17 protein-coding genes and 1 pseudogene are annotated in these 19253 nt (G+C 64.7%); 8 read left to right on the top strand and 10 right to left on the bottom strand.

Translation table 11 applies throughout. The features are described from left to right. Nucleotides 1-63: 63 nt before the first annotated feature. Nucleotides 64-219 (bottom strand): DUF3096 domain-containing protein, encoded by a 156-nt coding sequence (locus tag P6U29_RS10085; protein WP_008562090.1) that lies wholly within the window; start codon nt 217-219, stop codon nt 64-66. Between the two features lie 225 nt (nt 220-444). Here P6U29_RS10085 and P6U29_RS10080 point away from each other — a divergent pair, with 225 nt between their 5' ends. Then, nucleotides 445-798, top strand: a complete 354-nt coding sequence (locus P6U29_RS10080; RefSeq protein ID WP_407117455.1) for a DUF1236 domain-containing protein — start codon at nt 445-447, stop codon at nt 796-798. Nucleotides 799-1087: 289 nt separating this feature from the next. Here P6U29_RS10080 and glyS read toward each other — a convergent pair whose 3' ends face one another. From glyS to P6U29_RS10050, 6 genes are all read right to left on the bottom strand, one after another. Continuing rightward, nucleotides 1088-3271 (bottom strand): glycine--tRNA ligase subunit beta, encoded by a 2184-nt coding sequence (gene glyS, locus P6U29_RS10075; protein ID WP_407117454.1) that lies wholly within the window; start codon nt 3269-3271, stop codon nt 1088-1090. Further along, nucleotides 3271-4209: a glycine--tRNA ligase subunit alpha gene (locus P6U29_RS10070; RefSeq protein ID WP_407117453.1), complete on the bottom strand. Its 939-nt coding sequence runs from the start codon at nt 4207-4209 to the stop codon at nt 3271-3273. Before P6U29_RS10070 ends, glyS begins: the two co-directional genes overlap by 1 nt. A 215-nt stretch (nt 4210-4424) precedes the next feature. Beyond that, nucleotides 4425-4616, bottom strand: a complete 192-nt coding sequence (locus P6U29_RS10065) for a hypothetical protein (protein WP_028178670.1) — start codon at nt 4614-4616, stop codon at nt 4425-4427. 104 nt (nt 4617-4720) lie between these two features. Beyond that, a complete protein-coding gene (locus P6U29_RS10060) occupies nt 4721-5629 on the bottom strand; it encodes a S49 family peptidase (protein ID WP_407117452.1) in 909 nt (302 codons plus the stop codon). A 215-nt stretch (nt 5630-5844) separates the two neighbouring features. Further along, nucleotides 5845-6609, bottom strand: coding sequence for a tRNA1(Val) (adenine(37)-N6)-methyltransferase (locus P6U29_RS10055; RefSeq protein ID WP_407117451.1), 765 nt, complete (start codon nt 6607-6609; stop codon nt 5845-5847). Then, nucleotides 6602-6829, bottom strand: coding sequence for a DUF2007 domain-containing protein (locus P6U29_RS10050; protein ID WP_014497336.1), 228 nt, complete (start codon nt 6827-6829; stop codon nt 6602-6604). Before P6U29_RS10050 ends, P6U29_RS10055 begins: the two co-directional genes overlap by 8 nt. Nucleotides 6830-6961: 132 nt before the next feature. On the opposite strand from P6U29_RS10050, the gene P6U29_RS10045 reads away from it, so the two are divergent. The 6 genes and pseudogenes from P6U29_RS10045 (at nt 6962) to P6U29_RS10020 (ending at nt 13035) form a co-directional block, all read left to right on the top strand. Next, nucleotides 6962-7969, top strand: coding sequence for a polyprenyl synthetase family protein (locus P6U29_RS10045; protein WP_407117450.1), 1008 nt, complete (start codon nt 6962-6964; stop codon nt 7967-7969). Nucleotides 7970-8433: 464 nt separating this feature from the next. After that, nucleotides 8434-8949 carry a winged helix-turn-helix transcriptional regulator gene (locus P6U29_RS10040; protein ID WP_407117449.1) on the top strand — a complete coding sequence of 172 codons (516 nt, stop codon included), beginning with the start codon at nt 8434-8436 and terminating at the stop codon, nt 8947-8949. A 1-nt stretch (nt 8950) separates the two neighbouring features. Next, nucleotides 8951-10213 carry a beta-ketoacyl-ACP synthase II gene (gene fabF / locus P6U29_RS10035; protein WP_407117448.1) on the top strand — a complete coding sequence of 421 codons (1263 nt, stop codon included), beginning with the start codon at nt 8951-8953 and terminating at the stop codon, nt 10211-10213. Between the two features lie 44 nt (nt 10214-10257). Next, nucleotides 10258-10890 (top strand): LysE family translocator, encoded by a 633-nt coding sequence (locus P6U29_RS10030; protein WP_407117447.1) that lies wholly within the window; start codon nt 10258-10260, stop codon nt 10888-10890. Continuing rightward, nucleotides 10883-11761, top strand: coding sequence for an alpha/beta fold hydrolase (locus tag P6U29_RS10025; protein WP_407117446.1), 879 nt, complete (start codon nt 10883-10885; stop codon nt 11759-11761). The genes P6U29_RS10030 and P6U29_RS10025 overlap by 8 nt, the downstream gene beginning before the upstream one ends. Before the next feature lie 111 nt (nt 11762-11872). After that, nucleotides 11873-13035 (top strand): annotated as a pseudogene (locus P6U29_RS10020) (IS110 family transposase). 521 nt (nt 13036-13556) lie between these two features. Here the strand turns inward: P6U29_RS10020 and P6U29_RS10015 are convergent. From P6U29_RS10015 to P6U29_RS10005, 3 genes are all read right to left on the bottom strand, one after another. Beyond that, entirely contained in the window at nt 13557-14441 is an 885-nt protein-coding gene (locus P6U29_RS10015) for a 4-(cytidine 5'-diphospho)-2-C-methyl-D-erythritol kinase (RefSeq protein WP_407117445.1), read from the bottom strand. 27 nt (nt 14442-14468) lie between these two features. Then, nucleotides 14469-16265 (bottom strand): tetratricopeptide repeat protein, encoded by a 1797-nt coding sequence (locus tag P6U29_RS10010; RefSeq protein WP_407117444.1) that lies wholly within the window; start codon nt 16263-16265, stop codon nt 14469-14471. 278 nt (nt 16266-16543) lie between these two features. Continuing rightward, nucleotides 16544-18205, bottom strand: a complete 1662-nt coding sequence (locus tag P6U29_RS10005; RefSeq protein WP_407117443.1) for an electron transfer flavoprotein-ubiquinone oxidoreductase — start codon at nt 18203-18205, stop codon at nt 16544-16546. Between the two features lie 135 nt (nt 18206-18340). Here P6U29_RS10005 and P6U29_RS10000 point away from each other — a divergent pair, with 135 nt between their 5' ends. Beyond that, the gene (locus P6U29_RS10000) at nt 18341-19144 is read left to right on the top strand and encodes a uracil-DNA glycosylase family protein (RefSeq protein WP_407117442.1); all 804 of its coding nucleotides are present in this window, start codon (nt 18341-18343) and stop codon (nt 19142-19144) included. Nucleotides 19145-19253 lie beyond the last annotated feature (109 nt).

Genomic DNA, 19253 nt, shown 5'->3' with positions numbered 1-19253 from the left:
TCGCGGGCCTTACACCATTTTGGGCGGGCCCGCGCAAGTCGGACAGTTCCGAAAAGTGAACGCCTAGAAGCGGAGCCACTTCAGGAGCCCGAGCCCGATCGCACCGTTGACGATGAGGAAGATCGCGACAATGAGGTTGAGAAGCCGCGGCATGATCAGGATGAGCACGCCCGCAATCAACGACAGGATCGGCGAAATGTGGGCGACGGTGATGTGCATGAACTATCTTTCTGTGGAGGTGAGGCGAATCGCGCGCGGATCATAGCCGTCCATGTTCCGGGAGTAGAGATGCGCAAGACGCGCCGCGAGTTCCCGATACCCACGAAAACTGCCCGAAATTGCCGCGAATACGGCAGGTCTTTCCCGGAACATTGGCCTTAGGCACGCATTGGCAGCCAGTCGCGCCACTGGCGCGTCCGCAGAATCACGTCGAAGGAGTTGTCTATGCGGAACAGGATTCTTGCTCTTGCAGCACTCGCGGCCGCGATCGGCTCGCCCCTTGCGGCGCAGGCGCAAAGCGATGTCACCATCGGACGCGCGCCCGCCGTGGTCGACAGCGCCCCGACGATCGCCGTCGAACAGCGGCCGGCCTTCCGCGAATATGTCGTCGAACAACGTGTGCCAGCCTTCCGCATTCCGGATCGCGTGGCGGTCGGCGCCATCCTACCCGAGAGCGGCATCACCTATTATGACGTGCCGCAACGCTTCGGCGCCACGACCTATCGCTACACCGTCGTGAATGGCGAGACGGTGCTGGTCGAGCCGCGCTCGCGCCGCATCGTCGAGGTGCTGAACTAGGCGCTCTGTCTGGAGGCGTTTTCTTCGCGCGAACCGGTATCCACTTCGCTTGAAAGCGCCTTCCTTCCATTTGATGTCCGGCGCGTCACATCAGGCTGGCGCGAACAGTGTTAAATCGGACATCAGCCCTGCCCGGTCCTCCCCCCGCCGGGCGGGGCTTTTTGCGTTTCGTGTCCCGGACAAGCAAAGCGCAGACCCGAGACCCAGACGCTCCGAGCACGCTGTGGCATGGGCCCGGCTCTGCAGCGCACCGCTAAAGAAGCGCTGCGCTGCGTCCGGGGCACGTGCCTCAATCCTGGATCTTCGAGAAGTCCGCCACTGCACGCGTGGCGCTGCGGATCTCGTTCAAGAGCTTCAGGCGGTTCTCGCGTACCTTCGGATCATCGTCGTTGACGCGGACTTTGTCGAAGAACGCATCGACCGGCGGACGCAGTTTTGCCATCGCGCTCATCGCGGCGGCAAAGTCTTCCCTGGCGACGGCGGCGCCGGCTTCTGCCTTCACCTCGTCGATCGCTTTCGCCAGCGCCTTCTCCTCGGGGAGACTGTAGAGCGCAGCATCAGGCGCGCCGTCGAACGTGCGCTTGTCCTTCTTCTCCTCGATCGCAAGGATATTGCTGGCACGCTTGGTGCCAGCGAGCAGGTTCTTGCCGTCATCGCTGTCGAGGAATTTGCCGAGCGCCTCGACGCGGCGGACGATCATCAGCAGGTCGTCCTGACCGCCAAGCGCGAACACGGCGTCGACGAGATCGTGCCGCGCGCCTTGCTCGCGGAGCTGGACTTTGAGGCGATCGGCGAAGAACTCTTGGAGGCCAGAGGCACCAAGCCCCTTCACAACGCGTTTCACCGTATCGCGCACACTTTCGCGCGTGGTATCGCTCTCTCCAATCCAACTATTGATACCCTCAGTCACCGCTACATTGCCGCTATCGCGGTAGATCGTCGTCGCATGGGAGAAGACGTTCCATAAATGCAAACGAATGTTGTTTGAGATCAATATTCGAATCATTCCCAACGCCGCACGCCGCAGCGCATAGGGGTCCTTGCTTCCGGTCGGCTTCTCATCGATAGCCCAGAACCCGATTAATGTATCGATCTTATCTGCCAGGGCGACCGCGACGCTCACGGGATCAGTCGGCACGCGATCGGCGGGGCCTTGCGGCTTGTAGTGCTCCTCGCAGGCCGCGGCGACGGACGTATCCTCGCCCTGGGCGAGCGCGTAGTACTTGCCCATCAGGCCCTGCACTTCCGGGAATTCGCCGACCACTTCCGTCAGCAAATCCGTCTTCGCCAGATGCGCGGCCCGCATCGCCTTGGCGACATCGGCACCGACCAGCGGCGCGATCTCGGCGGCCAGGCGCTCGATGCGCTTGATACGCTCCGCCTGCGTGCCGAGCTTCTCGTGAAACACGATCTGCTCGAACTTCGGCAGCCGGTCCTCGAGCTTGGTCTTGAGGTCCGTCTCATAGAAGAACTTCGCATCGCTCAAGCGCGCGCGGATCACGCGCTCGTTGCCCGCGATGATGGTCTTGCCGCCGTCGGTCGCCTCGATATTGGCGACCAGGATGAACTTGTTGGCAAGCTTGCCCGTCTTGGAGTCGCGCACCACAAAACATTTCTGGTTGTTGCGGATTGTAGCGCGGATGACTTCGTCGGGAGTTTTCAAAAATTCCGGTTCGAACGAGCCCATCAGCACGACCGGCCATTCGACCAGACCCGCGACCTCGTCGAGCAGGGTCTGGTCCTCGACGAGCTCGAGCCCTTGCGCGAAGGCGAGCTGCTTGGCGTCGGTGAGGATCGCGTCCTTGCGACGCTCAGGGTCGAGCACGACCTTCGCGGCGAGAAGCTTGGCCTCGTAGTCCTCGAAGCGGCGCACGTTGATTGGGGCCGGCGCGAGGAAGCGGTGGCCGTAGGTGGTCTGGCCGCTCTCGATGCCGTCCACCGCAAACTTCACGACATCGGGCTCTTCGGTCTCGAGCCCGAAGGTCGCGGTGATCGCGTGCAGCGGACGCACCCAGTTCAGCGAGCCGGGCTTGCCGGAGCGCGCGCCCCAGCGCATCGATTTCGGCCAGGGGAAGGTGCGGATGATGACGGGCAGGATTTCCGCCAGCACGTCGATCGCGTCGCGGCCGGGCTTTTCAATCAAACCAATGTAGAAATCACCCTTGGGGTCGCGCTGGATCTTGGCCTCGTCCAGCGATTTCAGACCTGTCGCTTGCAGAAAGCCCTGCACAGCCGCATCGGGCGCGCCGACCTTCGGTCCGCGGCGCTCGGTCTTGAGGTCGGGCTGGCGCGCAGGAATGCCGTGCACGGTGAGCGCAAGGCGGCGCGGCGTCGCGAACGCTTTTGCGCCCTCATAGACGAGGCCTTCGGCGACGAGCTTGTCGGTAACCATGCGGCGCAGATCGTCGGCCGCCTTGGCCTGCATGCGCGCGGGGATTTCTTCCGAGAAGAGTTCAAGCAAAAGATCGGGCATCAGGCCGCTCCGCCCGCTTCAGTATGGATCCAGGCCTCGCCGCAAGCCTTGGCCAGCTCACGCACGCGCAGAATGTAGCTCTGCCGCTCGGTCACGGAGATCACGCCGCGTGCATCGAGCAGGTTGAAGACGTGGCTCGCCTTGATGCACTGGTCATAGGCCGGCAGTGCCATCAGATGCTGCTTGCTGTTGCCGCCTTCGCGCCAGCCGGCGTCGAGGTACTTTCTGCAGGCCGCTTCCGCCATCTTGAATTGCTCGAACAGCATCGCGGTGTCGGCGTATTCAAAGTTGTGCCGGGAATATTCCTGCTCGGCTTGCAGGAACACGTCGCCATAAGTCACCTTCTGATCACCGTCGCGGCCATTAAAATTGAGATCGTAGACGCGGTCGACGCCCTGCACATACATCGCGAGGCGCTCGAGGCCGTAGGTGAGCTCGCCCGCAACAGGCGCGCATTCGAAGCCCGCAACCTGCTGGAAATAGGTGAACTGGGAGACCTCCATGCCGTCGCACCAGCACTCCCACCCCAAACCCCAGGCGCCCAGCGTCGGGCTCTCCCAATCGTCCTCGACAAAGCGGATGTCGTGCACGGCGGAATCGATGCCGATCGCCGCGAGCGACTTCAGGTACAGCACCTGAAGGTTCGGCGGCGACGGTTTCATGATCACCTGGAACTGGTAATAGTGCTGCATCCGGTTGGGATTCTCGCCATAGCGGCCGTCCTTGGGCCGGCGCGAGGGCTGCACATAGGCTGCGTTCCAGGGTTTTGGCCCGAGCGCGCGCAGCGTGGTCGCCGGATGGAAGGTGCCCGCACCCATTTCCATGTCGTAGGGCTGCAGGATCACGCAGCCCTGCTCGGCCCAGAACCGCTGGAGCGCGAGGATGAAGCCCTGGAACGAGCGTTCCGGGCGCATATGGGCGGGCAATGAGGCGTCCATCGTCAGATCAGGCTCTCGCGGGGGGTTTTGAATCGCGCGGGACCGTATCGACGGCGGGGATGGGAATCAAGGCAAAGGGGGCGGAAATGGCTGTCATTCCGGGACGATGCGACGGGACCGCGCGAGCGGCCCGGAGCATCGGACCCGGAATTTCGAGATTCCGGGTTCGGTCCTGCGGACCGCCCCGGAATGACGGTGAGCGAAAAGAGCGCCGGCTACCCCGGCCGATAAGCTCCGGTCACGGGGTCACGCTTCAGCGTCTGGATATCCCCCATACGGGCGGCCTCGGCAACGCGCGACAGGCGCATCTCCTCCAGCTCCTGGTTGATCCGGACGGCGGTCTTGTAGGCCCAGCGGACCACGGCAAGCCCGCCCAGGACGCCCGCGAATGCGACGAACGGCGGCATCGGTCGATCCTTATTCAATGCTCAGCCCCCACACGCATTGTTGCGCAGATGGACCTGCGCCGCAATTGGCTCAGCTCGGGCCAAATGGCGCGGCGGGGCGCAGGCTAGAACCCGAATTTCGCCCAAATCGCCCGCGTCTCGACAGCGGAGATCAGCTCGTCCGGCAGACCGGCCATTGATTCCAGGGCCGAAAGCTGCCCCGCGCCGGGCGCTTTTCGCCCCAAGAGGCCGGAAAGCAGTCCGGTCGGCTGCGCGATCACGGGCGTGAGAACCTTCTCGCCATAGCGGGCACGAAGAGTTGAGCGGAGATCGCCGATGCCGTCGGCGAGCCCCAGCGAGATGGCGCTCTCGCCGGCCCAGTATTCGCCCGTGAACAGCGCGTCGTCCGCTCCCTTCAGCCGCGCGCCGCGGCTCTCCTTGACCAGCGAGATGAAGATCTGGTGGATCTCGCGCTGGATCGCCTTCAATCGAACGACGTCATCGGGGTTTTCCGGGAGGAACGGGTCGAGCATCGCCTTGTGTTCGCCTGCGGTGTAGAGACGCCGCTCGATGCCGAGCCGCTTGATTGCCTCCTGAAAACCGAAACTGCCGCCGACAACACCGATCGAGCCGAGGATCGAAGAGGGATCGCAGATGATCTCGTCGCCGGCGCAGGCGATCATGTAGCCGCCGGAAGCCGCGACGTCTTCGACGAACACGAGCACCGGCAGCTTCTTCTCCGCCGCCAGCTGCTTGATCCGCAAGTAGATCTGGCGCGACTGCACCGGCGAGCCGCCAGGCGAATTGATCACCAACGCCACGGCCTTGGCGTGCCGATAGGAAAACGCGCGCTCGAGCACCCGGGCCATGCCAGCAAGTGTCAAGCCGGGACGCAGTGGCGTCACCGCACCAATCACGCCGGACAACCGCACCACCGGCACCACCGCCGCACCGGGGCGGAAGCGCGCCGGCAGATATTGCATGAGCTTGTCGGCCAGGCCGGAACTCTCTTGATCGTTCAAATGTTCGGCCATGCCGTCACCTCTGATTAACCATTTCTTATCACGCGAGTGTCATTGGAAGTGCCTGGAACGTGTTTTGCAGATTTCCCGTTGGGAAGCTGCAATAGGCAGCGGAGGAAACGCCATGAAGATTTATCTGCTGATGCTGCTGATCGGTGCGCTTTTCACGGCGATTCGCTTCACGTCCCCGCAAGAGCAGCAGTCGGAATCGCTTCCGCAATAAGCCGTCACGGCTCCGCCAGCGGCAACTCCGCCCTCCCTTCCAGAATATCCCTCACCTCTTTTTTAGGTACGTTTGACTCTTCGTTAAGCATGAGGCCCGGGAGCAACCGTGTCGGAGCCCGGCCGCCTTTGACTGCGCGCACCAGCAGGCGGATCGCGGGCCTTCCCGCTTCGCCATGAACCGGCAGGATCGCGAGGCTGCCGAAGCCGCGTGACAGCGCTGCCATGACGTCGGCGATTCCGTCCGCGCGCCAGATCAGAGTCAGCGCACCGCTCGATCGGAGGATACGCCGCGCTGCATGCACCCACGCGTGCAGGGTCTCCCCTGTCGCCACATGGGCGGTGTGACGTGCCTGATCCGGCGAGCCGCGATGGCGTGCGGGATCGTTGAAGGGCGGGTTCATCAGCACTGCGTCGACACTGTCGGGCAGGAGTCCGTTTGCTGCAAACGCCTGCGCATCCCCGGTGACGTCGAGCACGATGGTCTCGGCGGCGATCGCGTTCGCCGCGGAATTGGCCCGCGCGAGCTCCGCCAGTTCCGGATCGATCTCGACCAGGCTGAGCCTGATCCCCTCTACGCGCCGAGCAAGCGCGAGCCCCGCCGTGCCAACGCCGGCGCCGAAATCGACCACTCGGTCCCCAGCCTGGGCACCAGTCGCCGCTGCAAGCAGGATGGCGTCATGCCCGGCGCGATGGCCGGATCGCTTCTGCATCAAGCGCAACTGCCCGCCGAGAAAGGCGTCCTCGGTAATATCTGCGGCCTTAATCATCGCCGCGCAGTTCGTGGCTGAGGCCGGCTTCGGTGAGGAGCTCCCGAGCCTCCTGGGCGTCGTCCTCATGAACCAGGATCCGCCGCGGCAATATGCCGAGCGAGCCCTCGATGATGCTCATGTTCTGGTCCAGCACCAGATGATGGATGTTGGCACCGTCGAGCAGCGCGCCAATCGCCGACACCAGCACCATATCGTTGGTCCGAACCAGTTCACGCAAAACGCAGATCTCCTGCCTGGAAGGGGGGCAGCGGCAAATGTCAATGGTTCCGCGGGCCTTGCCGCATCCGCCGCCAGTTTCTATTGTATTTCCATCAGAATAGCCCTTTCGGGGCAAATATTGGAGACCGGCGTGGCCGTCATCGTACCTTTCGAAACTCCCGGCGCGTCGATCGAAGAGCTGGTTGCCCTTGTCGCCCCCGATATGGAGCGCGTCAACGCCACGATCCTGTCACGGACCGGGTCGGACGTGACCATGATCCCCGAAGTCGCCAACCACCTGATCTCCTCCGGGGGCAAACGCCTGCGCCCGATGCTGACACTCGCCATGGCCAACCTCGCCGGCTACACCGGCGATGGCCATATCAAGTTGGCTGCCTCCGTCGAGTTCATGCATACCGCCACCCTCCTCCACGACGACGTCGTCGATGAGAGCGAGATGCGCCGCGGCAAGCTCTCGGCGCGCATGCTCTGGGGCAACGAGGCGAGCGTGCTGGTCGGTGACTTCCTGCTGGGACAGGCCTTTCGCATGATGGTCGAGGTGGGCTCGCTGCGCGCGCTCGACATCCTCTCCGCGGCTGCCGCCACCATCGCCGAGGGCGAGGTGATGCAGCTCGCCGCCGCCAAGAACACCGCGACCACTGAGGACGAATATCTCGCCGTGATCCGCGGCAAGACCGCCGAGCTGTTCGCAGCCGCCTGCGAGGTCGGCCCCGTCATCGCCAACCGCCCGAAGGCGGAGCAGACCGCCTGCCGCTCGGTCGGCATGAATCTCGGCATCGCCTTCCAGCTCGTCGACGACGTGCTCGACTACGGCGGCAAGAGCGCAAAGCTCGGCAAGAACACTGGCGACGATTTCCGCGAGGGCAAGATCACCCTGCCGGTCGTGCTCGCCTTCCGCCGCGGCAACGACACCGAGCGCGCGTTCTGGATCCGGGCGCTGGAACGCGGCGAGATCGGCGACAGCGATCTCGATCACGCCATAGGGTTGATGAACAAGCACCGCGCGCTCGAGGACACGCTGAGCCGCGCCCAGCACTACGGGGCCATGGCCGTCGACGCGCTGGCGCTGTTCCCGCCCTCGGCGATGAAGAGCGCGCTGGAGCAGGTGGTGGCGTTCTGTTTGGCAAGATCGCATTAGGCGACTGACGCTCTTTCCGCACTCCCGCAATTTGGCCCGGTCATCCTGAGGCACGAGCGGCGCGATGCGAGGCATCGCGCCGCGAGTCTCGAAGGATGCACGGCCGCGATGCAGCCGGGCTGCCGCCCTTCGAGGCTCGACAAGCGCGGCTATCGCGTCGCTCGTCTCGCGCCTTAGGGTGACGGTGCAAGGTCGGTGCGCGCTGTCTCCACACAGTCGTTGCGAGCGCAGCAACGCAAGATGCGACGGCACCACTCACTCTCGTGTTCCCGGACGCGCTGCAACGCCCTTGGCGTTACTGCGCTGAGCCGGGACCCACGAGACATCCGCAGTCATCAGCAACATGGGCCCCGGCTCTGCTGCGCACCGCTGAAGAAAGCGCTGCGCCGCGTCCGGGGCGCGCGCATGGTATCTTGCATTTTGAGTAACTTGCAATTTGCAAGTAACTCACCTACCTTCCCGCCATGCAGCCAAAATCCCCCTCGATCCTCGAATGCCCCGTCGGCCGCGCCGTGGAGACGGTCGGCGAATGGTGGAGCATCTTGATCCTACGCGATGCATTTCAGGGGGCGACGAAGTTCGACGAGTTCTCGCAAAACCTCGGCATTGCACCGAACATCCTGTCGCGGCGGCTCGCCCATCTCACCGAGAGCGGCATGTTCGTCCGCCGCCGCTATCAAGAGCGGCCGCCACGCTACGAATATGTGCTGACGGACAAGGCGCGGGATTTCTTCCCCGTGATCGTGGCGCTGCTCGCCTGGGGCAACAAGCATCTTGCGCCCAAAGGCGAATCCATCCTGCTGGCGAACCGGAACAGCGCACGCCCGTTCGATCCAGTCGTGGTCGACGCTGCCGACATGCAGCCGATCACGCTCGCCAGTACCATTGCCATTCCCGGGCCACGCGCCAGCCGCGGCATGCGCAAGCACCTCGCTTCACTCAAGGCCATGAACCCGGCCGTCGCGCCGGCTGGAGACTGACATGCGTCGTATCGTCGTGACGGGAATGGGCGCGGTGTCGCCGCTCGGCTGCGGTGTCGAATTGTCGTGGCGGCGGCTGCTCGCCGGGCAAAGCGGGCTGCGGCCGCTGCCCGAATGGGCGCAGGCGCTGCCGGCGCACATTGCCGGGCTCGTGCCCGACAAGGCCGATGATGCCGAAGGCGGCTTCGATCCGGCGCAGGCCGCGGCGCCCAAAGACCAGCGCAAGATGGACCGCTTCATTCTGTTCGCGCTGCTCGCCACGGCAGAAGCGGTCGCGCAAGCCAAATGGACGCCGCAGGACGCAGCCGCGCTGGAACGCACTGCGACGATCATCGCCTCCGGCGTCGGCGGCTTTCCCGCGATGGCGGAGGCCGTGCGCACTACCGAGCAGCGCGGCGCGCGCCGGCTGTCACCGTTCACGATCCCCTCATTCCTCGCCAATCTCGCCGCCGGCCACGTCTCGATCAAATACGGCTACAAGGGCGCGCTGGGCACGCCGGTCACGGCTTGCGCGGCCGGCGTGCAGGCGATCGGCGATGCCGCACGCATGATCCGCGCCGGCGAAGCCGATGTCGCGATCTGCGGCGGTGCGGAGGCCTGCATCGATATTGTCAGCCTCGGCGGCTTTGCGGCGGCACGTGCACTGTCGAGCGGCTTCAACGACGAACCCGCACGCGCCTCGCGTCCGTTCGATCGCGACCGCGACGGCTTTGCGATGGGCGAGGGTGCCGGCATCCTGGTGATCGAGGCGCTGGAGCATGCGCTGGCGCGCGGTGCGACGCCGATCGCCGAGATCGTCGGCTACGGCACGACGGCGGACGCCTATCACATGACATCGGGTCCAGCGGATGGCGACGGCGCCCGCCGCGCTATGGAGATCGCGCTCGGGCAAGCCAACCTTGCGCCCGCGGATGTGCAGCACCTCAACGCGCATGCGACGTCGACGCCGGCCGGCGACGAGAGCGAGCTCGGAGCCATCGCCACGCTGTTCGGCCGCAATCGCTGCATTGCGGTGAGCGCGACCAAATCGGCCACCGGGCATCTGCTCGGCGCCGCCGGCGGGCTGGAAGCGATCTTCACCGTGCTCGCTCTGCGCGACCAGATCGCGCCGCCGACGCTCAATCTCGAAAACCCGGATCCTGGCGCTGACGGTATCGACATCGTCGTCGGTGCAGCGCGGCCAATGCCGATGCAGCACGCCATCTCCAACGGGTTCGGCTTCGGCGGGGTGAATGCCAGCGTGATCTTCCGCCGGATGGGCTAAGCGAGAGGCCTTGCAATCGCCGCTCGCTCAGCTACGAAAACAGGATGACCGAAACCAATTTCTGGCTGTTCCTGGCCGCAGCGTTCCTCATTGCGGCAATTCCTGGCCCTGGCATCTTTTACGTCGCGGCGCGAACACTTTCGGATGGCCGCGCGAGCGGCTTTGCCTCAACCGCGGGCACGGCGCTGGGCGGCATGGTCCATGTCGTGGCCGGCAGTCTCGGTATCTCCGCGATCATCCTCGCCAGCGCGGAACTGTTCACCGCGGTCAAATTTGTCGGCGCGCTCTATCTGGTCTGGCTCGGCATCAAGACGTTTCGCAGCGCCAGCCGCTCGCCGTCGCTCGAGAGCGAGCCCGTCGGCGACAAACGCGCGTTTCGCGACGGCGTGCTGGTCGAGGCGCTGAACCCGAAGACGGCGGCGTTCTTCCTTGCCTTCATTCCTCAATTCCTCGATCCCGCGGGATCAAACCCGACGCTGCAATTCATTGCGCTTGGCGCGATCTCGGTGGCACTGAACACGCTCGCCGATGTCGTCGTGGTGCTGATGGCCTCCGCGACACGCGCGCAGCTGATCGGACGGCCGCAGCTGATGCGGCGTCTCACGCAGGGCTCCGGCGTCTTCATCGCGGGCCTCGGCCTCTCGCTCGCGCTGGCGCGGCGGCCGGCAAATGGATAGCGCCCCGCAAGACCGCTTCTATGAAGCGCACGGCCTGCGGCTGCATTACGCCGACTGGGGCAACGAAGGTGCGCCGCCACTCATCCTGGTCCATGGCGGCCGCGATCATTGCCGGAGCTGGGATCACATCGCCCGATCGTTGCAGCCGCATTTTCACGTGCTCGCGCCCGACCTGCGCGGTCACGGCGATTCCGATTGGACCCGAGGCGGCAGCTACGCGCTGACCGAATATGTCTACGATCTTACCCAGCTCGTCCGCACCATTGCAGCGCCTCAAGTCGCTCTCATCGGCCATTCGATGGGCGGCATGGTGAGCCTGATCTTCTCGGGCTCATTCCCCGAGCAGGTCACGAAGCTGGTCGTCCTCGACGGCGTGACCATGTTGCCGGATGCACCAAAGCCGCCGGTGCATGAGCGCATCGGCAAATGGGTGGCCCAGCTCGACAAGCTGCACGACCGCACGCCGCGCCGCTATGCGACCCTTGAGGACGCGGCCGCGCAGATGGTGCTTCACAACAAGCGCCTCGCCCGCGACCTCGCGCTGCATCTCGCCACGCACGGCGCGCGACGGAACGAGGACGGCACCTATAGCTGGAAGTTTGATCCTTACCAACGCGCCAGCGCACCGCACCGGCTCTGGCCCGACGATCACGTCGCGCTGTGGTCGCGCATCGCCTGCCCGACCCTGCTGCTCAATGCCGGCGAAAGCTTTCTGGCCGGCGGCAGGGCCGCGGGCCTGGAGCGGTATTTCCAGAACGCGCGCATCGAGACCATCGCCGGAGCGGGACACTGGCTGCAGCATGACAAGCCGCAGGAGGTGTTGGGCGAGATCCGGCAGTTTCTCGGGCTCGACGGGGACGGCCCAAGTTAGCTCAACTACATCCACGTCATTGCGAGCGCAGCGAAGATTCCATGGGGAGTGGATAGCGACCGGGTCTGAGGCCAGACTGAGGTTGCTGAAGCACTCAACCTGGAGACAACGATGTTGCTCGATCATCTTTCCGACGGACTGGCCGCTATCCGGACGCAGATTGGCGCAATTTTTGTGTCATTGGAACTGAGCCGTTCGACCTGGCTGGTTACATCGCTGTCGCCCGGCAAGGGCGAGAAGATGTCCAAACACAGCGTGAAGGCCGGCGCTATTGCGGAGCTTTTGAAGCTCTTTGCAGCGCTGAAGCGTAAGGCCCAGGCGCGAACGGGCGAGAGTTATCCGATCATCACCATCCAGGAGGCGGGGCTGGATGGGTTCTGGCTTCACCGCACTCTGCAGTCGGAGGGCGTCGAGAGCTACGTGGTCGATCCGGCCTCGATCGCGACGCCGCGCCGGCGCCGGCGGGCCAAGACGGACCGGTTGGACGGCGAGACGCTGTTGCGGTCGCTTCTGGCCTACAAGCGCGGCGAGCCACGGGTCTGCGCGATGGTCGTTGCCCCCTCTCCGGAAGAAGAGGACCGCCGCAGGCTTTGCCGAGAGCGGCGGACCTTGATCGCGGAGCGGATCGTGCATGTGAACCGGATCAAGGGTGTTCTGTTTGCGCAAGGGATATTCGACTACGTGCCGCTGCGGCGCGATCGACGGACGCGGCTCGAGGCCTTGCGCACGGGGACGGGCGGCTGCTGCCGGCGCATTTGAAGGCGCAGATCAGCCGCGAGCTCGACCGGCTCGAACTTCTGCTCGACCAGATCGCGGCGGTAGAGCGCGAGCAGGATGCATTGCTGGCTGCAAGCCGACCAGCAGGCGAGAAGGCTGCATCGAACCCGGTCGCGATGCTGCTCGACTTGAAGGGCCTGGGCCCGAACTTTGCTGCCATTCTCTGGTCGGAGGCCTTCCACCGTCAGTTCACCAACCGCCGCCAGGTTGCGTCCTATGCCGGTCTTGCGGCCACGCCGCGCAGTGGCGGCATTGAGCGTGAGCAGGGCGTGTCGAAGGCCGGCAATCCGCGCCTGAGAACCACGATGATCCAGCTCGCCTGGTTGTGGATACGTCACCAGCCTCAATCGGCTCTGACCCAGTGGTTCAAGGCCAACAGCCAGCGCGGCCGCAAGCGCACAATCGTCGCGCTGGCGCGCAAGCTGCTCGTGGCCCTGTGGAAATACGTGACCGCCGGCGTCGTGATCGAGGGAGCCGTGGTGAAGCCCGGCGCCTGACACCACGCCTCTCAGCCTCAAAACCAATCCGCCGAGGTTGATCAGCCTCGGCCGATCCGGGTGGACGAACCGATGGATTGCATGGCTTCAAACGCCGTAACGAAGAAGGGTCTCGTCCTCTCGAGCCTGCCCGCCGCAAGCGGAATGTTGGTGCAGTCGCCACCGCGCAACGACCGAATGTGAGTTTGATCTGGCATGCAAACCAGATTGCCAAAACCGGCTCGACCCTTGGATCGCCAACCATAGGAGTAGTTCACGCCGCACTTCCCGACCCAACGAGCCTGAAGGCGTGCTCGCTCAGGTCAAGACCAAGCCGCTTCGCGGCGGCCCTCACGGGCCGGTCTTGACCTGATCTGCGCGCGCCATCCGAAAAGTTCCGCGGTCGGGACGAAGAGCTGGCCTGCAATCGAACAAAGAGCTGACCATAAATCTTGACACATCAAATCCCCATGTGAGCAATCCAGACTGTCACCGCGGAGGGATTCTGGATTGCTTCGCTGCGCTCGCAATGACGATCAGACCTAGCTCAACGTCCCCGCATGCACCCACCAGCCGGGGTGATCGCGACGGATCTTCTCGGCGGCGGCATGGGCCTCGGCCGGTGCGCCATAGATCGCAAAGCACGTCGCGCCGGAGCCGGACATCCGGGCGAGCTTGACGCCGGCGGAGGTACGCAAGGCTTCCAGCACCTCGCCGATGACAGGCTCGATGCGCATCGCAGGCGCCTCGAGGTCGTTGGCGACCGTTTCGAGAATCTCGACCCAATCGGCGATCGAGGCCCCCTCCTCCGGCCACGCCGGCGCTTCGAGGACCGAGGTGGCGCCAACCAGAAGCTCGCCGTTGCGCAGACCTAGCGCCTGGAACACGTCCTTGGTGGCAACCGGCACGCGCGGATTGACCATGACGCAGGGCATGCTTGGCAGCGCGAGCGGCAGCAGCTGCTCGCCGACGCCGGTCATGTCGCAGGCGCGCGAGAGGAGGCACACCGGCACGTCGGCGCCGGTCGCGAGCGCGACTTTCTGAACGCGGGGATCATCGAGCGACAGATCGTTGAGACGCGCCAGGAGACGCAGCGCCGCTGCGGCATCCGCCGAGCCGCCGCCGATGCCGGCGGCAACCGGAAGCACCTTGTCGAGCGAGAAGGCGCCGAGCTTCAGGCCCGGCACGGCCTCGGCCAGAAGCTTGGCGGCCTTGAACACGAGATTGTCAGCGGTGTCGCCGCAAGCCGCAGCCAGCGGCCCGGTGGTGGTGAGCTTCAGCTCGCCGCCCGGCTCCAGCGTGAGCCGGTCAGCGCAATCGGCGAACGCGACCACGCTCTCGAGATCATGATAACCATCGGCACGACGGCCGACGACGCGAAGGCTCAAATTGACCTTCGCCCGCCCCTCTTCAATCAACGCCGGCATCGGCGACAGCCCCCAACTACACCCAGCTCAACCGCCCTTGCCGTCGTCCTTCTTCTTCTCGGCCTGCGCCGCGGAAGAGTTGGAATTGTCGTCGGTCAAACCGTTGGCGATCTTGGCCTCGATCTTCGGCAGCTCTTCCGGCTCGGGCTTGAGATCGCGCGCATGCGACCACTGGAATTTGGCTTCCAGCGTGCGGCCGACGCGCCAATAGGCGTCGCCGAGATGGTCGTTGATGGTGGGATCCTCGGGCTTGAGATCGATCGCGCGTTCGAGGTTCTTCACCGCCTCCTCATAATTGCCGATGCGGTAATAGGCCCAGCCGAGGGAATCAACGATGTAGCCGTCGTCGGGACGCTGCTCGACGGCGCGCTTGATCATCTTCATGCCCTCGTCGAGGTTGATGCCCTGGTCGATCCAGGAATAACCGAGATAGTTGAGGACATGCGGCTGGTCGGGCTGCAGCTCGAGCGCCTTCTTCATGTCGGCTTCGGCCTTGGCCCACTGCTTGGAGCGCTCCTCGCAGATGCCGCGATAATAGTACCAGACGCTGTTGGCCTTGTCGTTGCCGGCCGGCAGCACGTCGATGCCTTGCGAATAGGTCGCGCCACAGTCGCCAAACTTCTTGCGGCCGCGCTCGATGTTGCCGAGCGCCATGATGGCTTCAAGGTCCTTGGGATCCTCTGTGGTAACGCCTTTGAGGATCTTGATCGCCTCGTCGGTGCGGTCGGCGGCGTCGAGATCGATGGCGAGCTGAATCTGCGCATTGCGCTTGAGCGGCGAGGTCGCGGGCACGCGCTCATAGACCTTGATCGCCATCTGCGGCCGCTTCACCGATTCGTAGAGATCGGCGAGCGAGAGCAGCGCCAGCGGATGGCTCGGCTGCAGGTAGAGCGAGAGCTGGAGATAGACCAGCGCCAGATCCTCGCCGCCGCGGCGGGTCAGCGTGGCGCCGATGCCATAGAGCGCTTCCGCGGCGCCGGCCTGCGCGGAGTCGACGAGCGGCGGCATCTTCTTGCCGGCCTTGGTCTCGCGCAGACCTTCCTGGATCAGCGGATGGCGCGCGAGCTTCTTGTCGAAGGCCTGGTAGACCGTGGTCGCGGCGGCGGAATCCTTGTTGCGCGACAGCCAGCGCGCATAGGCCTCGGTCACGCGCAGCATGGAATCGTCGAGCTTGTAGGCACGCTCGAAGCGGGTGCCGGCGTCCTTCTCCTTGCCGGAGAGCTCCAGGATCATGCCGGCATGAAGGTCCTTGAACAGCGGATACCATTCCGGACCTGCCAGCTTGTCGATGGTGGCGACACCACCCTTGGCATCGCCCGCACCATAGGCGGCCCAACCCGACAGCAGCGTGGCGACGAGATCGGTAATCGGACCGCGGATCGACTGGTTGATGTTGGTCTGCGCGGCCGCGTACTTCTTCAGCTTGAGATCATGCACGCCGACGACGAGACGTGCGACGCGGTTGGTCTTGTCGATAGTGAGGATGCGCTCGGCGAGCTTGACCGCCTCGTCGATGTCGCCGTCCGCGACCGAGGAGATGAAGGCACGGTCGAGCAGCTCGTTGTTCTTCGGATCGGTGCGGAGCGCCGAACGGTAGAATGCGGCGGCGGACGCCGCGTCACGCTCAACGCTGGCGTGGCGCGCGGCGAGATAGCTGCCGGCACCGGTCAGCGATTTCAGATCGTTTCGGGTCGGAAACTGCGCCGCCGTGTTTTCCGGATGATCCGGCGTCTGCGCCAGGACCGCGCCGGGGACCGTCGTGATCGCGGTGCCCATAAGAACGATGGCGGCAGCAGTCCAGCGGTTGAAACGATTTGAAAACATCAGGGCTCGCCTTGAGTTGGTAGTGCCTGGGTTTGCAGCAGAAGGCCGTATCGCATGCGAACGCGGCCGGTGGCATCGGGACCCGGAACCGTCAGGCCGACAATGCCGCTTTTGGCGGTTCACCGCAAGGATTCGGACCGGGCGATCCCCTCCGCACGCCACAAACCGGCCATCCGCGCCCCAAGACGCCGCTACTATGGCCTTATCGTGGCCGCGGCGGGTCGCCGCGGCTCGGTTCTCACGCGAACGTGCGCCAGATCGCCAGTGCGGCCCCGCCCTTACATCGCCTCGTAGTTCGGGCCGCCGCCGCCCTCGGGGGGAACCCAGGTGATGTTGCCGTTGGGATCCTTCACGTCGCAGGTTTTGCAGTGGACGCAGTTCTGGGCGTTGATCTGGAAGCGCGGGCCGGAGCCCTCCTCGATCCATTCATAGACGCCGGCCGGGCAGTAGCGATTCGAGGGACCGGCGAAGACGTCGTGCTCGGAGGTCTTCTGGAGGGTCATGTCCGCCACCTTCAGATGGATCGGCTGGTCCTCCTCGTGATTGGTGTTGGACAAAAACACCGAGGACAGCTTGTCGAACGTGAGCTTGCCATCGGGCTTCGGGTAATTCCTGGGCGCGTGGCTCTTGGCAGGATCGAGTGTGGCGCGGTCATGCTTGAGATGCGACTGGGTGCCGAACAGCGAAGCGCCGAACAGCGTGTTGCACCACATGTCGAAGCCGCCGAGCGCGACGCCGAGCACGGTGCCGAACTTCGACCACAGCGGCTTGACGTTGCGGACCAGGAACAAATCCTTGCCGACCGACGACCTGCGCCAGGCATTCTCGTATTCGACGAGTTCGTCATTGGCGCGATCGGCGGCAAGCGCGGCTGCGACGTGCTCGGCAGCGAGCATGCCGGTGCCCATCGCATTGTGCACGCCCTTGATGCGCGGCACGTTGACGAAGCCCGCGGCGCAACCGATCAGCGCGCCGCCGGGGAAGCTCAGCTTCGGCACCGACTGATAGCCGCCTTCGGTGATGGCGCGCGCGCCATAAGCGAGCCGCTTGGCGCCTTCGAAGGTGCCGCGGATCGAGGGATGGGTCTTGAAGCGCTGGAATTCGTCGAACGGGGACAAATAGGGATCGTCGTAGTTGAGATGGACGACGAAGCCGACGGCGACGAGATTGTCGTCATAATGATAGAGGAACGAGCCGCCGCCGGTCTTCATGTCGAGCGGCCAGCCGAACGAATGCTGGATCAGGCCCTTCTGGTGCTTGGCGGGATCGATCTGCCAAACCTCCTTGAGGCCGATGCCGAATTTTGGCGGCTCGGCCTTGGCGTCGAGTGCGAATTTGTTGATGAGCTGCTTGGTCAGGCTGCCTCGGGCGCCTTCGGCAAACAGCGTGTACTTGCCGAGCAATTCCATGCCGCGGGTAAAGGAGTCCTTCGGCTTGCCGTCGCGGCCGATGCCCATGTCGCCGGTGGCGACGCCCTTGACCTTGCCGTCCTCGTCATAAAGCACTTCGGCCGCGGCGAAGCCCGGATAGATCTCGACGCCGAGCGCCTCGGCCCTGCGCGCCAGCCAGCGGCAGACATTGCCGAGCGAGCCGATGTAACAGTGATGATTGTCCATCAGCGGCGGCATCATAAAATTCGGCAGCTTGATCGCGCCGCCGCCGGTCATCCAGTAGAAGCGGTCGTCCTTGACCTGCGTCTTCAGCGGGCAGTCGGCATCCTCCCGCCAGTCCGGGATGAGCTTGTCGAGCCCGGCCGGGTCGATCACGGCGCCCGAGAGAATATGCGCGCCGACCTCGGAGCCTTTCTCCACCACGACGACGTTGAGATCGGCGTTGAGCTGCTTCAGCCGGATCGCGGCCGACAGACCCGAGGGGCCGGCGCCGACGATGACGACGTCGAATTCCATGGATTCGCGCGGGGGAAGTTCTTCGGTGCTCATCTGATCTCAGCCCTTGAGACGGTCCTCGGTCGTTTGCGCCCTCTTGTTTCCGATTTTTCCGGGTAGGACAACCTCGGAATCGCGTTCCGCCCGGATGCAAGACGCCCCAAACTGATATAAATGTCAGACTTTCCCATGCTCCCCGAACCCGCACCCACCGTCCGTGAGCTGCTCGCCTTCTATCTGGAGGCCGGAGTCGACTGCGCGCTGGCGGAGGAACCGATAGACCGCCTGGCGGAAATCGATGCGCCGCCACCTCCGCCACGCGCGGCACCGCTCGAGGCGCCGCGGCCGGTCGCCGCGCCCGCGGTCATGCGCGGCGAAGCCGCGCCTGCACCGGACGTCGCCATCGCCTCGGCGCGTGAGGGCGCGCGCACCGCGCCGACGCTGGAGGCATTGCGCGAGTTGATGCAGAATTTCGAGGGCTGCGCGTTGAAGCACACGGCGACGCGGCTGGTGTTCGCCGACGGCAATCCCAAGGCGCGCATCATGTTCGTCGGCGAGGCGCCCGGGCGCGACGAGGACATCGAGGGACTGCCCTTCGTCGGGCGCAGCGGCAAGCTGCTCGATCTGATGATAGGAGCTATAGGCCTCAACCGCACCACCGCCTATATCGCCAACGTCATTCCCTGGCGGCCGCCCGGCAACCGCACGCCGACGCCGCAGGAGACGCAGATCTGCCTGCCCTTCATCCAGCGCCAGATCGAGCTGGTGAATCCCGACGTGCTGGTGACGCTCGGCAATCCCTCGACCCAGACGCTGCTGGGAACGCGCGAGGGCATCATGCGCACCCGCGGGCGCTGGTTCGATTATGACACCGGCGCACGCACTATCCGCGCGCTGCCGACCTTCCATCCGGCGTATTTGTTGCGCTCGCCGTCATACAAGCGGCTGGCCTGGCAGGATCTGCGCGCGGTCGCGAAGGTGCTGGCGGGATGATGCGCTCGTGCCCCGGACGCGATGCAGCGCGTCGCGCTGCTTCGCGGAGCCGGGACCCAGGAAGCAACACAGTGCGATGCGGCGAGATGGGCCCCGGCTCTGCAGCGCA

The organism is Bradyrhizobium sp. LMG 9283 (genome assembly GCF_045571415.1).
Classification (GTDB): Bacteria; Pseudomonadota; Alphaproteobacteria; order Rhizobiales; family Xanthobacteraceae; genus Bradyrhizobium.
This window is presented reverse-complemented; position numbering and strand designations above follow the sequence as displayed.

Bases quoted from the DNA above. Each gene is read 5' to 3' on its own strand.
- P6U29_RS10000 (WP_407117442.1), top strand. From the start codon at position 18,341: ATGCTCCCCGAACCCGCACCCACCGTCCGTGAGCTGCTCGCCTTCTAT.
- P6U29_RS10025 (WP_407117446.1), top strand. From the start codon at position 10,883: ATGGATAGCGCCCCGCAAGACCGCTTCTATGAAGCGCACGGCCTGCGG.
- P6U29_RS10030 (WP_407117447.1), top strand. From the start codon at position 10,258: ATGACCGAAACCAATTTCTGGCTGTTCCTGGCCGCAGCGTTCCTCATT.
- glyS (WP_407117454.1), bottom strand. From the start codon at position 3,271: ATGCCCGATCTTTTGCTTGAACTCTTCTCGGAAGAAATCCCCGCGCGC.
- P6U29_RS10080 (WP_407117455.1), top strand. From the start codon at position 445: ATGCGGAACAGGATTCTTGCTCTTGCAGCACTCGCGGCCGCGATCGGC.
- P6U29_RS10010 (WP_407117444.1), bottom strand. From the start codon at position 16,265: ATGTTTTCAAATCGTTTCAACCGCTGGACTGCTGCCGCCATCGTTCTT.
- P6U29_RS10060 (WP_407117452.1), bottom strand. From the start codon at position 5,629: ATGGCCGAACATTTGAACGATCAAGAGAGTTCCGGCCTGGCCGACAAG.
- P6U29_RS10055 (WP_407117451.1), bottom strand. From the start codon at position 6,609: ATGATTAAGGCCGCAGATATTACCGAGGACGCCTTTCTCGGCGGGCAG.
- P6U29_RS10005 (WP_407117443.1), bottom strand. From the start codon at position 18,205: ATGAGCACCGAAGAACTTCCCCCGCGCGAATCCATGGAATTCGACGTC.
- P6U29_RS10085 (WP_008562090.1), bottom strand. From the start codon at position 219: ATGCACATCACCGTCGCCCACATTTCGCCGATCCTGTCGTTGATTGCG.
- fabF (WP_407117448.1), top strand. From the start codon at position 8,951: ATGCGTCGTATCGTCGTGACGGGAATGGGCGCGGTGTCGCCGCTCGGC.
- P6U29_RS10070 (WP_407117453.1), bottom strand. From the start codon at position 4,209: ATGGACGCCTCATTGCCCGCCCATATGCGCCCGGAACGCTCGTTCCAG.
- P6U29_RS10015 (WP_407117445.1), bottom strand. From the start codon at position 14,441: ATGCCGGCGTTGATTGAAGAGGGGCGGGCGAAGGTCAATTTGAGCCTT.
- P6U29_RS10065 (WP_028178670.1), bottom strand. From the start codon at position 4,616: ATGCCGCCGTTCGTCGCATTCGCGGGCGTCCTGGGCGGGCTTGCCGTG.
- P6U29_RS10040 (WP_407117449.1), top strand. From the start codon at position 8,434: ATGCAGCCAAAATCCCCCTCGATCCTCGAATGCCCCGTCGGCCGCGCC.